This window comes from Arthrobacter sp. ISL-85 (genome assembly GCF_018613675.1).
Classification (GTDB): domain Bacteria; phylum Actinomycetota; class Actinomycetes; order Actinomycetales; family Micrococcaceae; genus Arthrobacter.
Window position 1 is genome coordinate 1 of sequence record NZ_JAGGPQ010000025.1, and the last position, 14747, is coordinate 14747.

General features: G+C 66.9%; 10 protein-coding genes and 1 pseudogene. 7 read left to right on the top strand and 4 right to left on the bottom strand.

Going from position 1 to position 14747, the window contains the following annotated elements; all coding sequences use genetic code 11:
- From J7I84_RS18195 to coaA, 4 genes and pseudogenes are all read right to left on the bottom strand, one after another.
- Positions 1 to 689, bottom strand: a pseudogene (locus J7I84_RS18195) (IS3 family transposase); the annotation flags it as partial.
- A gap of 89 nt (positions 690 to 778) precedes the next feature.
- Positions 779 to 1183: a large conductance mechanosensitive channel protein MscL gene (mscL, locus tag J7I84_RS18200; RefSeq protein ID WP_214945941.1), complete on the bottom strand. Its 405-nt coding sequence runs from the start codon at positions 1181 to 1183 to the stop codon at positions 779 to 781.
- 24 nt (positions 1184 to 1207) lie between these two features.
- Positions 1208 to 2065 carry a D-alanyl-D-alanine carboxypeptidase family protein gene (locus J7I84_RS18205; protein ID WP_214945942.1) on the bottom strand — a complete coding sequence of 286 codons (858 nt, stop codon included), beginning with the start codon at positions 2063 to 2065 and terminating at the stop codon, positions 1208 to 1210.
- A 5-nt stretch (positions 2066 to 2070) separates the two neighbouring features.
- Positions 2071 to 3066, bottom strand: a complete 996-nt coding sequence (gene coaA / locus J7I84_RS18210) for a type I pantothenate kinase (protein ID WP_214946033.1) — start codon at positions 3064 to 3066, stop codon at positions 2071 to 2073.
- A gap of 104 nt (positions 3067 to 3170) precedes the next feature.
- On the opposite strand from coaA, the gene glmS reads away from it, so the two are divergent.
- The 7 genes from glmS (at position 3171) to mgrA (ending at position 14640) form a co-directional block, all read left to right on the top strand.
- Positions 3171 to 5063, top strand: coding sequence for a glutamine--fructose-6-phosphate transaminase (isomerizing) (glmS, locus tag J7I84_RS18215; protein ID WP_214945943.1), 1893 nt, complete (start codon positions 3171 to 3173; stop codon positions 5061 to 5063).
- 172 nt (positions 5064 to 5235) lie between these two features.
- A complete protein-coding gene (locus J7I84_RS18220) occupies positions 5236 to 5583 on the top strand; it encodes a holo-ACP synthase (protein ID WP_214945944.1) in 348 nt (115 codons plus the stop codon).
- A 15-nt stretch (positions 5584 to 5598) separates the two neighbouring features.
- Entirely contained in the window at positions 5599 to 7182 is a 1584-nt protein-coding gene (locus J7I84_RS18225; protein ID WP_214945945.1) for an NAD(P)H-hydrate epimerase, read from the top strand.
- 69 nt (positions 7183 to 7251) lie between these two features.
- Entirely contained in the window at positions 7252 to 9492 is a 2241-nt protein-coding gene (gene glgX / locus J7I84_RS18230) for a glycogen debranching protein GlgX (RefSeq protein WP_214945946.1), read from the top strand.
- Positions 9489 to 11816, top strand: coding sequence for a malto-oligosyltrehalose synthase (gene treY, locus J7I84_RS18235; protein WP_214945947.1), 2328 nt, complete (start codon positions 9489 to 9491; stop codon positions 11814 to 11816). Before glgX ends, treY begins: the two co-directional genes overlap by 4 nt.
- On the top strand, positions 11813 to 13603 hold the full coding sequence (gene treZ, locus J7I84_RS18240; protein ID WP_214945948.1) for a malto-oligosyltrehalose trehalohydrolase: 1791 nt from the start codon (positions 11813 to 11815) through the stop codon (positions 13601 to 13603). The genes treY and treZ overlap by 4 nt, the downstream gene beginning before the upstream one ends.
- A complete protein-coding gene (gene mgrA / locus J7I84_RS18245) occupies positions 13600 to 14640 on the top strand; it encodes an L-glyceraldehyde 3-phosphate reductase (RefSeq protein WP_214945949.1) in 1041 nt (346 codons plus the stop codon). The genes treZ and mgrA overlap by 4 nt, the downstream gene beginning before the upstream one ends.
- The last annotated feature ends 107 nt before the right edge of the window (positions 14641 to 14747 follow it).

Genomic DNA, 14747 nt, shown 5'->3' on the forward strand with positions numbered 1-14747 from the left:
AGTGTGGTGCGCGGTAGTGTCGGTCAGCCAAAGGTCGTTCGCCGCTGCGGCTGTGAAGTCACGATCAGCGAGTTCGTCGGGGACCGGCTGCCTAGGTCTATGGTTCAGGCCCCTTTTCTTGGAGAACACCGACCAGATGCCGTGGTCCATGCACAGGCGCTGGACCCTGTTCTCGTCCGGCACGATGACCTTCTCCGGGAGCTCGTCGGCGATGAACCGGTACCCGAAGGCCGGGTCGTCGGTGTGGATGTCCAGGGCGGCGTTGACGAGGTGCGCATCGATCCAGTCCCGGTCCGTCACCGGGCTGGCCCTCCACCGGTAATAGCCTTGCTTGCTGAATCCCAACACCCTGCAGGTCACCGCCACGGGAACACCGTCGGCGGCAAGATCCGTGACCAGCGGGTAAGTCATTTTGGGTTGATGTCCCTTGCCAGATAGGCAGCCGCCCGGCGCAGAATCTCATTCTCCTGCTCCAACAACCGGTTCCGTTTCTTCAGCTCACGCATCTCGGCCGACTCCGTCACCGCAGGGCCGGCCCCGGATTCCTTACGTTCGGCGATGGCAATCCAGCGCTTTAGCGTGGTGACCGAGAGCCCGAAGTCCTTCGCGATCTGCGCCAGCGGCGCCTCGCCCTTGCGGGCCACATCAATAACATCCTGGCGGAACTCCGCCCCATAAGCGGTGGGCATGGTCAACATCCTTCCACGAGCACAAGCTCGCTAGGTCAAGGAGTCAACAAAACCGGGGGCAGTCCCGGCCGCTTGCGTTGGTAAAAAACTCAGACTGCGCGTTCCTTCAGCGCATCCCGGATCTCGGTCAGCAGCGCAACCTGCGGGTCCTCGGCAGCGTCCTTCTTCACGTCCTTGTTGATCCCCAGCCGCCGGTTGCGGCGCTCGATCATGATGTTCATGGGCATCACCACCACAAAGTAGATGGCCGCAGCAATCAGCAGGAAGTTGACCACGGCGGTCAGCAGCACCCCGAACTCGATGGCGTTGCCGTTCAGCTCCACCCTCCCGAAGCTGTCAAAGTTGGGGGCGCCCACCAGGCCGGAGACGAAGGGCATCAGGACCTTGTTCACCAGCGCCGTGACCACCGCGCCGAACGCAGTCCCCATGACAACGGCGACGGCAAGGTCAACCACGTTGCCCTTCATAACGAAATTCTTGAATCCACTAAGCATGGGAACCAACCTAGTGCACCGGGATTACAGGTACGCGGGCGCCGCCTCCAGGCCGAAGTATTCCTCCAGCGTGCCGATGCCGCGGTTCAGCATGTCCGTGGCAGCCTCCACGCCGACGTACCGCAGGTGCCACGGCTCGTAGTAGTACCCCGTGATGGGGTGCAGCATCCACGGGTACCGCACCACGAACCCGAACCGGTGTCCGTTCGCCTTCGCCCAGGTAGCCGCGGGCTGGTCGGCGAAGCACGGCTGGAAGCTGCAGGCGCCCCCGCCATCGCCGATGTCGAACGCCCACCCCGTCTGGTGCTCCGAATGGCCGGGCCGCGCGCTGGCCGTGTCGGCGTCGGCCTGCCCCCGCGCCGCGACGTACCCGTTGTAGGTGGTCACCTGCGTGCTGTACGAGCGGTAGCCGCTTGCCAGGACCATCGCCACGCCGTCCCGCCCGGCCGCCGCGAACATCGCCTCGGCCGCCGCCGCCGTCGTGCTGTTCAGCAGCGCTGCCTCGCCGGTGGCGGAGATGGCGACGGCGGGGCGCACCAGGTCAGCCGGCACGTAGTCGGCTGGTTTCAGCGGCCGGTGTTTGTTGACGATCACCCATTGACTGGCCGGATCATCAAGCGAAAACTGCCGCGCGAGCGTGGCGGAGGGCGACGGCGTGGGGGACGGCGCCGCCGGTGACTGGCCCACCGTGGCGGTCTCCGCCGTCGGGGCCGCCGAACCGGTGACTGCTGCCGGGGAGGGGGACGCGGAAGGAGCAGCGGACGACGGCGCCACCGCCTTGGGTGCCTCCGGCGTGCAGGCTGCCAGGACAGTCAGCCCGGCCCCGGCTGCAAGGAAACGGGTGAAGCTGCGCCGGCTGGAGGAACCGCATTCGTAGCACACCTGTGCTACACCTTCCGGAGCAGCATGCGGCGGATGGAGTGGTCCGCCTCTTTGGTCAGCACCAGCTGGGCCCGGCCACGCGTGGGCAGCACGTTCTCCTCCAGGTTGGGCTCGTTGATCCGCTTCCAGATGTCCCGGGCGGTCTCTTCCGCCTCGTCATCGGACAGCGTGGCGTAACGGTGGAAGTAGGATTCCGGCTGCGCGAACGCGGTGCTCCGCAGCTTCCGGAACCGGTCCACGTACCACTCTTCGATGTAGGAGGTCTTGGCGTCGACGTAAATGGAGAAGTCGAAGAAGTCGCTCAGCGCCAGGCCCTGCCGGCCGTCGTGCCGGGGACGCGCCGGTGCCAGGACGTTGAGGCCCTCCACGATGAGCACGTCCGGGCGGCGGACCACCACTTCCTTGCCGGGCACGATGTCATACGTAACGTGGGAGTACCAGGGCGCGCGTACTTCCTCCGCGCCGCCCTTGATCTCACTCACGAAACGCAGCAGCGCACGCCTGTCGTAGGACTCCGGGAAACCCTTCCGGTCCAGCAGCTGACGCCGCTTAAGCTCGGCCAGGGGGTAGAGGAAACCGTCGGTGGTGATGAGCTCCACATTGGGGGTGCCGGGCCAGCGGCGCAGCATTTCCCGCAGCACGCGGGCAATGGTGGACTTGCCCACGGCAACCGAGCCGGCCACGCCGATTACGAACGGGGTGCGCTGGGTCTGCTCACCGAGGAACGTGGTGGTGGCCGCGTGCAGCTGCCCGGCAGCCTCCACGTACAGGTGCAGCAGCCGCGACAACGGCAGGTAGACGTCCCTGACCTCCTTGATGTCCAAGGGGTCACCGAGCCCGCGAAGGCGCAGCACGTCCTCTTCATTAAGGGGCTGTTCCATCTGGGCTGCGAGCCGGGACCAGGTGTGCCGGTCCAGCTCCACGAACGGCGAGGCACCCTCCCCGTTCGCGTCATTGCGTTGCGAAGTCACGCTAAAGATTCTGCCCCGCGCCCGGCCCATCGCGAAATGACGCCCCTGCTCAGCGCGGCGGTGGCCTCGCGGATACATCACAAAGCGGCCCTCCGGTTTAGAGCAACCGGCACGCTGCCGATAGTCTTGTTCCTATGTGTGGAATCGTGGGTTACGTAGGCCGATCCGTTGACGGTGCAATTGATGGACACAGTGCGTTGGACGTTGTCCTTGAGGGGCTGCGCCGCCTGGAGTACCGCGGTTATGACTCTGCCGGTGTGGCAGTGGTGTCCCAGGGGGCTATCGAGTCGCGGAAGAAGTCAGGGAAGCTGAGCAACCTGATCGGCGAGCTGGAGGCCCACCCGCTGCCCGAGACCCTGACCGGTATCGGCCACACGCGCTGGGCGACGCACGGTGGCCCGACGGACCGCAACGCGCACCCGCACCTGGCCGATGGCGGCAAACTCGCCGTGATCCACAACGGCATCATCGAAAACTTCGCCGAACTCAAGCTCGAGCTGCTGGAAAAGGGCGTGAGCTTCCTGTCCGAGACTGACACCGAGGTCGCTGCCGCGCTGCTGGCTGACATCCTCCGCAACCAGCTGGGCGGGGACCCCGCCAACGGCGGCCTCACCAAGGCCATGGAACTGGCCTGCCAGCGCCTGGAGGGCGCCTTCACCCTGCTGGCAGTGCACGCGGACCAGCCCGACGTCGTCGTCGCCGCCCGCCGCAACTCACCTCTCGTGGTGGGCCTGGGCGAGGGGGAGAACTTCCTGGGCTCGGACGTGTCCGGGTTCATCGACTACACCCGCCGCGCGGTGGAGCTGGGCCAGGACCAGATCGTCACCATCACCGCCGACACGGTCACGATCACCGATTTCTTCGGCAACCCGGCGCAGGGCAAGGAATACCACGTGGACTGGGACCCGGCCTCGGCGGAAAAGGGCGGTTTCTCCTCGTTCATGGAGAAGGAAATCAATGACCAGCCCGACGCCGTGACGCAGACCCTGCTGGGCCGGTCCGACCTGGACGGCAAACTGACCCTGGATGAGCTGCGGATTGACCCGGAGCTGTTGAAGCAGGTCAACAAGATCATCGTGCTGGCCTGCGGCACCGCCGCGTATGCCGGGATGGTGGCGAAGTACGCGATTGAGAACTGGTGCCGGATCCCCACCGAGGTGGAGCTCGCGCACGAGTTCCGTTACCGGGACCCGATCCTGGACGACAACACCCTGGTGGTGTCCATCAGCCAGTCGGGCGAGACCATGGACACCCTGATGGCCGTCCGCTACGCCCGCGAACAGGGTGCGAAGACCATCTCGATCTGCAACACCAACGGCTCCACCATCCCGCGCGAATCCGACGCCGTGCTCTACACGCACGCCGGCCCGGAGATCGCGGTGGCCTCCACTAAGGCGTTCCTGGCCCAGATCACCGCCGCGTACCTGCTGGGCCTGTACCTAGCGCAGTTGCGCGGAAACATCTTCTCGGGCCAGATCAAGGACGTCCTGGCCGACCTTGGCAAGATCCCGGACAAGATCCAGACCATCCTGGACAACGCCGGGCCGCTGCGCGAACTGGCCCGGTCCATGGCCAACGAGAAGTCCGTGCTGTTCCTGGGCCGGCACGTGGGCTTCCCCGTGGCCCTGGAGGGCGCGCTGAAGCTCAAGGAAATCGCGTACATCCACGCCGAAGGGTTCGCCGCCGGTGAGCTCAAGCACGGCCCCATCGCCCTGATCGATGACGGCCAGCCCGTATTCGTGGTGGTCCCGTCCCCGCGCGGGCGCGACTCGCTGCATGCCAAGGTGGTCTCCAACATCCAGGAAGTCCGCGCCCGCGGGGCCCGCACCCTGGTCATCGCCGAGGAAGGCGACGAAGCCGTCAAGGCCTACGCCGAGTACGTCTTCTACGTCCCGGAGACCCCCACCCTGCTCATGCCCCTGTTGACCACCGTCCCGCTGCAGATCTTCGCCGCGGAACTCGCCGCAGCCAAGGGCTACGACGTGGACCAGCCCCGAAACCTCGCCAAGAGCGTCACGGTCGAGTAATCCGCTAGCTGGAGACGGCGGAAGCCCCGGGCCTACACGGCTCGGGGCTTCCGCCTTAACAAGCCCGTGCTAAAACCGGGCGGTTGCGCTGATGGCGGACAAGGGCAACATCCGGCCTGCCTGGCGCCGCACACCCGCTTCCGGCCGGGACCGCCACCGTAGAATGACACCCATGATCGTTGGCATCGGGGTAGACGTAGTAGACATCGAGCGGTTCGGCCGGCAGCTGGAGCGGACACCGGGCCTGAGGGACCGCCTGTTCGTGCCTGCGGAACGGGAATTGCACATCCGCTCCCTGGCTGCCCGGTTCGCCGCGAAGGAGGCAGTGGCCAAGGTCCTGGGCGCACCGGCCGGCATGAACTGGCAGGACTGCTGGATCGGCCTTGACCAGAACGGCCCCACCGTCCAGGTGAAGGGAACCGTCCTTGCGGTTGCCGAGGCCAAGGGCGTCAAGCGCTGGCACCTGTCCATCAGCCACGACGGCGGCATTGCCACTGCCACGGTCCTGGCCGAGGGCTGATCAGGCCACCGCCGCATGATCAGCGCCTACACCGGAACGCAGGTCCGGGCCGCCGAGAAGCCCCTCCTGGCCGCCGGACTGGGGGACGTGCTCATGCAGCGCGCCGCACACGGGCTGGCCAACGCCGTCGTCAATGAACTCAAGTCCCGCGGCGCCCGCCTGAACGGTTCACGCGTGGTGGTGCTGGCCGGCACAGGCAACAACGGCGGCGACGGCCTGTTCGCCGGTGCCATGCTGGCGGCCCGTGGAATGCGTACGACGGCGGTCCTCACCGGGGATGCCGCCCATCCGGCCGGCCTGGCCGCATTTGAGCGCGCCGGCGGCCGGGTGCAGCAGCTCACCGACGCGGCACTGCCGGGACTCGCGGCCGAAACGGCCGCCGCCGACGTCGTGATTGACGCCGTGCTGGGAACCGGTGCGAAGGGCGGGTTGCGGGGGAGTGCCGCTGATCTGGTGCGCGCTGTCACTGACGCGCAGCGTCGCGGCTTCGTGGTGGCCTGCGACCTTCCCAGCGGTGTCGACGCGGACAGCGGAGAGGCCGCCGCTCCGGTCCTGGCCGCTGATGTGACCGTGACGTTCGGGGGAGCGAAGAACGGCCTGCTGGCCGACCCCGGCGCCGACTACGCCGGCCGGGTGCTGGTAGTGCCCATCGGGATTGAGGAGCACCTGCCGGAGCCGTCCCTGCGCAGGCTTGAGGACGCCGATTTGGCGTCCCTCCTGCCGCACCCGGCCCGGCGGGCGCAAAAGTACTCCCGCGGCGTGCTGGGGGTGGTGGCCGGTTCCGAGGACTACCCCGGCGCGGCTGTCCTCGCGTGCCGTGGTGCGCTGGCCGCAGGAGTGGGCATGGTCAGGTACCTCGGTCCGCCGTCAGTGGCCCACCTGGTCCGCCAGTCCTGCCCCGAGGTGGTCTGCAGCGCGGGAAGCGTTGCGGACAACCGGGTGCAGGCCTGGCTGGTGGGCTCAGGCATGGGACCACAGGACCACGAGCAGCTGGCCCGGGCCGGGGATGCGATTGCCTCGGGCCTTCCCGTGGTGGCCGACGCCGGCGCGCTGCCCGCACTGCCTGACAGGCTCGCGCCGCACGTGGTGCTGACGCCGCACGCCGGGGAGCTCGCGTCGCTGTTCCAGCGCCTGGGCGGCGGGGAAGACCGGGAGGCGGTGGAGGCCGGCACACTGGCCGCCGTCCGCCACGCGGCCGAACGCACCGGGGCCACCGTCCTGCTCAAGGGCGCCACCACGCTCGTGGCCGCGCCCCTGGGCGCCACCTTCAGCCAGGCGGACGGCACGCCATGGCTCGCCACTGCCGGCAGCGGGGACGTCCTGGCCGGCGTCATCGGTGCGCTCCTCGCCCAGGCAGGGCACGACGTCGGACGCTTCAGTGCGGCGGGCATCGATGCTGACGGGCGCTGGGCGGCCATCGCCGCGCTCGGTGCAGCCCTGCACGGACGGGCCGGGAGGGCCGCGTCGGAGGCCGTGTCAGGCGGGCCGATCGCCGCCAGCGGAATTGCAGAAGCCCTACCCGAAATCTGGGGTAAAGTCAGCATGCTTAGTAACTATGGAGCATGGAAGCGTAATAGTCACAGCCAACCACTACGGTAGGCATTAGTTCGCACCAGCAGCAGGGGCGTTCCGATGCCGTCTGCTGTTGACAAAATAATGAGGAGCACGATGGAAGTCTGGCCTGGAAATGCCTACCCGCTGGGAGCTACCTTTGACGGCACCGGCACCAATTTCGCCCTGTTCAGCGAACGGGCAGAGCGGGTGGAACTCTGCCTCCTGGCCGATGACCTGACCGAGACCCGGATTGAACTGACCGAGGTGGACGGCTACGTGTGGCACTGCTACCTGCCGCACATCCAGCCCGGCCAGAAGTACGGCTACCGCGTGCACGGGCCGTACGATCCCGCCAGCGGCAACCGCTTCAACCCGAACAAGCTGCTGATGGACCCTTACGCCAAGGCCATCCAGGGCCAGATCGACTGGGACCCCTCGCTCTTCTCCTACGAATTCGGTGATCCCGATTCCCGCAACGACGCCGACTCCGGACCGCACACCATGCACGGCGTGGTCATCAACCCGTTCTTCGAGTGGGACGGCGACCGCCAGCTGAAGATTCCGTACCACGAGTCCGTTATCTACGAAGCCCACGTCAAGGGCCTCACCGAGCTGCACCCGGAGATCCCCGAAGAGCAGCGCGGCACCTATGCCGGCGTGGCGCACCCCGCAGTGATCGAGCACATGAAGAAGCTCGGCGTCACCGCCATCGAGCTCATGCCCGTCCACCAGTTTGTCAACGACGGCACCCTGGTGGAGAAGGGGCTCAACAACTACTGGGGCTACAACACCATCGGCTTCTTCGCCCCGCAGAACACCTACAGCGCCACCGGCGACGTGGGGCACCAGGTCCAGGAATTCAAGGCCATGGTCCGCGACCTGCACCGCGCCGGTATTGAGGTGATCCTCGACGTCGTCTACAACCACACGGCAGAGGGCAACCACCTGGGCCCGACGCTGTCCTTCAAGGGCATCGACAACCAGGCCTACTACCGCCTGGTGGACAACGACCTCAAGCACTACATGGACTACACCGGCACCGGCAATTCCCTCAACGTCCGCCACCCGCACTCCCTGCAGCTGCTGATGGATTCCCTGCGCTACTGGGTCACTGAGATGCACGTGGACGGCTTCCGCTTCGACCTCGCCTCCACCCTGGCCCGCGAGTTCTACGATGTGGACAAGCTCTCCACCTTCTTCGAACTCATCCAGCAGGACCCGGTAGTTTCCCAGGTCAAGCTGATTGCGGAGCCATGGGACGTTGGCCCCGGCGGATACCAGGTGGGCAACTTCCCGCCGCAGTGGACGGAATGGAACGGCAAGTACCGCGACACCGTCCGCGACTTCTGGCGTGGCGAGCCGTCCACCCTGGGCGAATTCGCCTCCCGGCTCACCGGCTCCGCGGACCTGTACGAAAGCTCCGCCCGCCGCCCGGTGGCTTCCATCAACTTCGTCACCGCGCACGACGGCTTCACCATGCGGGACCTGGTCTCCTACAACGAGAAGCACAACGAGGCCAACGGCGAAGGCAACAATGACGGCGAATCCCACAACCGGTCCTGGAACTGTGGTGTTGAAGGCGATACGGATGACGACAAGGTCCTGACCCTGCGCGCCCGCCAGCAGCGGAACTTCATCGCCACGCTGCTGCTCTCCCAGGGCGTGCCCATGCTGCTGCACGGTGACGAACTGGGCCGTACCCAGCAGGGCAACAACAATACTTACTGCCAGGACTCCGAGCTCAGCTGGATCCACTGGGAAGCCATGGACCAGCCCCTTGTTGAATTCACCGCCTTCGTCAACAAGCTCCGCCACGACCACCCGACGTTCCGCCGCAGCCGCTTCTTTGACGGCCGCCCGGTCCGGCGTGGTGAAGGCGAGAAGCTGCCGGACATCGTGTGGCTGAAGACCGACGGCACAGAGATGTTGCCGGAGGACTGGGGAAGCGGCTTCGGCCGGACCATCGGTGTGTTCTACAACGGCGACGGCATCCAGGAACAGGACTCCCGCGGCCGCCGGATCACCGATGACAGCTTCATCATGGCGTTCAACGCGCATGACGACGCAGTGGACTTCTGCCTTCCCTCCGACGAGTATTCGCAATACTGGGAGGTGCTGATCGATACGGCCAAGCAGGCCGATGCCTACGATCCCCTCAAGGCCAAAGCGACCCTGGCGCTGGACGCGAAGTCGATGGTGGTGCTCCGCGCCTACTCCGGCCCTGAGGCAGAGGTGGACACCTCCGCAGCCGCTTCGCTGGCCTCCATGGCTGAACATGAGGAAGCGCAGGAGGAGATGGTGGAAGCCCAGACCAAGGCCGCGGAAGCGAGCGAGGCAAAGGCAACCAAGGCATGAGGACACCGGTCTCCACTTACCGATTGCAGATCCGCAGCAGCTTCACCCTGTTCGACGCCGCGGAGAAGGTCCCGTACCTGAAGGACCTCGGCGTCGACTGGGTGTACCTGTCGCCCATCCTCACCGCGGAGAAGGGCTCGGACCACGGCTATGACGTGACTGATCCTTCCGCCGTGGACCCTGACCGCGGGGGCCCGGAAGGCCTGCTGGCCCTCTCAAAGGCAGCCCGCGAGCACGGCATGGGCGTCCTGGTGGACATCGTGCCCAACCACGTGGGCGTGGCATCCCCGCCGCAAAACCCGTGGTGGTGGTCCCTGCTCAAGGAAGGCCGGAAGTCGCCGTACGCCGAAGCGTTCGACGTCGACTGGGACCTGGGCGGCGGAAAGGTCCGGCTGCCCATGCTCGGCTCGGACGCCGACCTGGACAAGCTCGAGATCAAGGACGGCGAACTCCGCTACTACGACCACCGGTTCCCGCTGGCGGAGGGCACGTACAGCGAGGGCGACTCCCCGCAGGACGTCCACAGCCGCCAGCACTACCAGTTGATGGATTGGCGCCGTGCCGATGCCGAGCTGAACTACCGGCGATTCTTTGCGGTCACCACCCTCGCCGGCATCCGGGTGGAGGAGCCGTCCGTCTTCGCGAAGGCACACGCCGAGGTGGGCCGCTGGTTCACCGAGGGCCTGGTGGACGGGCTCCGTGTGGACCACCCGGACGGCCTGGCTGATCCTTCCGGCTACCTCCGCTGGCTGAAGGACCTCAGCGGCGGCGCGTACGTCCTGGTGGAGAAAATCCTTGAACCGGGCGAAGTGCTGCCGCAGGAGTTCGCCTGCGAGGGGACCACTGGGTACGACGCACTTGCCGACGTTGACCGGGTCTTCGTGGACCCTGCAGGGCAGCAGGCGCTGGACGCGCTGGACGCTTCACTGCGGGGTGCCTCCGAGCCCGCCGACTACGCTGCCATGATCCGCGGCACCAAGCGCATGATCGCCGACGGCATCCTGCGCTCCGAGGTGCTGCGCCTGGCGCGGCTGGTTCCCGAGTCCTTTGGGCTCACCGTGGACCAGGCGGCCGATGCCATCGCGGAGATCATTGCATCCTTCCCTGTGTACCGTTCCTACCTGCCGGTGGGCGCAGAGGTCCTCAAGGAAGCCTGCGAGTCCGCCGCAGCGCACCGCCCGGAACTCGAAATGGCGGTGGGAACCCTTCTTCCGCTGCTGCTGGACCCGGCCAACCCCATCGCCGTCCGGTTCCAGCAGACCTCCGGCATGGTCATGGCCAAGGGCGTGGAGGACACCGCGTTCTACCGCTACACCCGCCTGGGCACCCTGACCGAGGTGGGCGCCGAGCCCACCGAGTTCGCCGTGGCACCGGAGGAATTCCACCGCCGGATGCAGCGCCGGCAGCAGGACCAGCCGCTGTCCATGACCACCCTGTCCACCCACGACACCAAACGCAGCGAGGATGCCCGGGCCCGGATCTCGGTCATCGCCGAACTGCCGCACGAGTGGGCCGAAACGCTGGAAACGCTCCGCGGCCTGGCGCCGATTCCCGATGGCCCGTACGAGAACCTGCTGTGGCAGGCCATCGTCGGCGCCTGGCCGGCAAGCCGGGAGCGGCTGCAGGGCTACGCGGAAAAGGCGGCCCGGGAGGCCGGCAACTCCACCATGTGGACCGAACCCAACGAGGACTTCGAGGCCAAGGTCAAGGCCGCTGTGGATGCCGTCTTCGACGACGCCAAGATGGCCAAGGTGGTGGAGGACTTCGTGGCCCGAATCGACGCCTACTCCGCCGCCAACTCGGTTTCAGCCAAGCTGGTCCAGCTGACCATGCCGGGCGTGCCGGACGTGTACCAGGGCAGCGAGTTCTGGGAACGGTCCCTCACGGACCCGGACAACCGCCGGCCCGTGGACTTCGCCGCGCGGCAGGACGAGCTGGCAAAGCTCGACGCCGGAACGTTGCCGGAGGCGGGCACGGAGGCCAACAAGCTGTTGGTCACCTCTCGGGCGCTGCGCCTGCGCCGGGACCGGCCGGAACTGTTCCAGGGGTACACCCCGGTGGCAGCAACCGGCGCGGCCGCCGGACACCTGCTCGCGTTCACCCGCGGAACGGACGCTGCCTCCGGCGCCCTCACGCTGGCCACCCGGCTCCCCGCCGGACTCGAAGCCGCCGGCGGGTGGCGGGACACCGCCGTCGACCTTTCCACTGCCATGCGCGACGAACTCACCGGCGCCAGCTACGGGCCCGGCCGGGTTTCGGTGGCAGAGGTCCTGGGTACCTACCCCGTGGCCCTGCTGGTACCCGTGGATGGAGAAAAGGCATGACCCTGGTCAACGTTGGACCCGAGCGCTTCGATGTGTGGGCGCCGGACGTTTCATCGGTGGTTCTGTTGGCCGACGGCCGGCAGTACCCCATGCAGAAGAAGGACACGGCGCCGGGATCCGAAGGATGGTGGACCGCACCTGATGCTCCGGCGGACGGGGATGTGGACTACGGCTACCTGCTGGACGGGGACGCCACCCCCGTCCCGGACCCGCGGTCCCGCAGGCTGCCCGCCGGTGTGCACAAGCAGTCCCGGACGTACGATCCCGCCGCATACGCCTGGCGGGATTCCGGCTGGCGCGGCAAAGACCTGCAGGGTGGTGTCATCTACGAGCTCCACGTCGGCACCTTCACTCCTGAAGGGACGCTGGACGCGGCCGTGGAGAAGCTGGGCTACCTGGTGGATTTGGGTATCGACTTCGTGGAGCTCCTGCCCGTCAATGGCTTCAACGGAACCCACAACTGGGGTTACGACGGCGTCCAGTGGTACACGGTTCACGAAGGCTACGGAGGGCCGGCTGCATACCAGCGGTTCGTCGACGCCGCCCACGCGGCAGGGCTGGGCGTCATCCAGGACGTGGTGTACAACCACCTGGGACCGAGCGGCAACTACCTCCCCAAGTTCGGCCCGTACCTGAAACAGGGTGACGCCAACACCTGGGGTGACTCGGTGAACCTGGACGGACCCGGCTCGGATGTGGTGCGCGAATACATCCTGGACAACGCCGCCCTGTGGCTGCGCGACTACCACGTGGACGGGCTCCGGCTCGACGCCGTGCACGCGCTGCGGGACGAGCGCGCGGTACACATCCTGGAGGACCTGGGAGCGTTGGGCGACGCCATTTCGGCGGAAACCGGGCTGCCCAAGACCCTCATCGCGGAATCGGACCTCAACAATCCGCGCCTGATTTACACGCGGAACGTGAACGGGTACGGCCTGGCCGGGCAGTGGAGCGATGACTTCCACCACGCGGTCCACGTCAGCGTCAGCGGCGAAACCACGGGCTACTACTCGGACTTCGAATCCCTGGCCGTGCTGGCCAAGGTTCTGAAGGACGGGTTCCTGCACGACGGCAGCTACTCCAGCTTCCGCGGCCGGCACCACGGACGCCCCATCAACGCCTCGCTGGTACACCCGGCGGCGCTGGTGGTCTGCAACCAGAACCATGACCAGATCGGCAACCGGGCCACGGGGGACAGGCTCTCACAGTCCCTGTCCTACGGGCAGCTGGCCGTGGCCGCGGTCCTCACGCTGACCTCCCCGTTCACGCCCATGCTGTTCATGGGCGAGGAATACGGCGCCTCCACACCGTGGCAGTTCTTCACCTCCCACCCGGAACCGGAGCTCGGAAAGGCCACCGCGGAAGGGCGCATCAAGGAATTCGAGCGCATGGGGTGGGATCCCGCCGTCGTGCCCGATCCGCAGGACCCGGAAACCTTCCGCCGGTCCAAGCTGGACTGGGCGGAGGCCGCCACGGGTGACCACGCGCGGCTCCTGGAGCTGTACCGGTCGCTGACGGCGCTTCGCCGCTCGCATCCGGACCTGGCGGGCCTTGGCTTTGACGGGACAGGGGTTTCGTTCGACGACGACGCCGGCTGGCTGCGCTTCCGGCGCGGATCCGTCGAGGTGCTGGTGAATTTCTCCGATTCGAAGGTCCGGCTGGACGGCGCCTCGGGCGGTGTCCTGCTGGCCACCGACGAGGGGACCGGGCTGGACGGCGCGGCCCTGGCCATGGCGCCCTGGAGCGCCGCGATCATCGCAAACCAACAGGAGGGACAGAACGCATGACCTATGCAGCAGCGGAGAACCGCTACGAATCCATGCCCTACCGCCGGGTGGGCCGCAGCGGGCTCAAGCTCCCGGCCATATCCCTGGGCCTGTGGCACAACTTCGGCGACGACAAGCGCTTCGAGGAACAGCGGGACATCCTCCGCCGCGCCTTCGACCTCGGGGTGAACCACTTCGACCTCGCCAACAACTACGGGCCGCCGGACGGCTCCGCGGAAACGAACTTCGGCCGGCACCTCCGGGACGACTTCAAGCCCTACCGCGACGAGCTGGTCATCTCCACCAAAGCCGGCTACTACATGTGGCCCGGCCCGTACGGTGAATGGGGTTCCCGCAAGTACCTGATCTCCAGCCTGGACCAGTCCCTGCAGCGCATGGGCCTGGATTACGTGGACATCTTCTACAGCCACCGCCCGGACCCGGAAACTCCCATGGAGGAAACCATGGGAGCCCTGGACTACGCCGTCCGCTCCGGCAAGGCACTGTACGCCGGCATCTCCTCCTACACCCCGGAGCAGACCCTTGAGGCAGCGCGCATCCTCAAGGAACTCGGTACGCCACTGCTGATCCACCAGCCCAGCTACTCCATGCTCAACCGCTGGACCGAGGACGGCTCGCCCAACCTCTACGAGGTGCTGGACCAGGTGGGCGCCGGGTCCATCGCCTTCTCGCCCCTCGCGCAGGGGATGCTCACCGACCGCTACCTCCATGGCATCCCGGAAGACTCCCGGGCAGCCAAGGCACGGTTCCTCTCCGAGGACTCCATCACGGAGGAAAAACTGGACCGGGTCCGCGGACTGCGGAAGATCGCCGAGGGCCGCGGGCAGTCCCTGGCCCAGATGGCCATCGCCTGGATCCTGCGTGACCAGCCCAAGGGTTCGCCCGTCACGTCGGCACTGGTGGGCGCCTCCAGCGTCCGGCAGCTGGAGGACACGCTGTCTGCAATCAACAACCTCACCTTCTCGGATGAAGAGCTGACCGCCATCGACGAGTTCGCCGTGGAATCAGACATCAACCTCTGGAAGCAGAACGCCTGACGAGACTGTTTGCGTTACACAGCGGGACCGCCGGAACAACCGGCGGTCTCGCTGTGTTGGGTAGTATGAAAAGGCGCCGCGCGGCGCCATGCCAGCCGGCCGCCGTC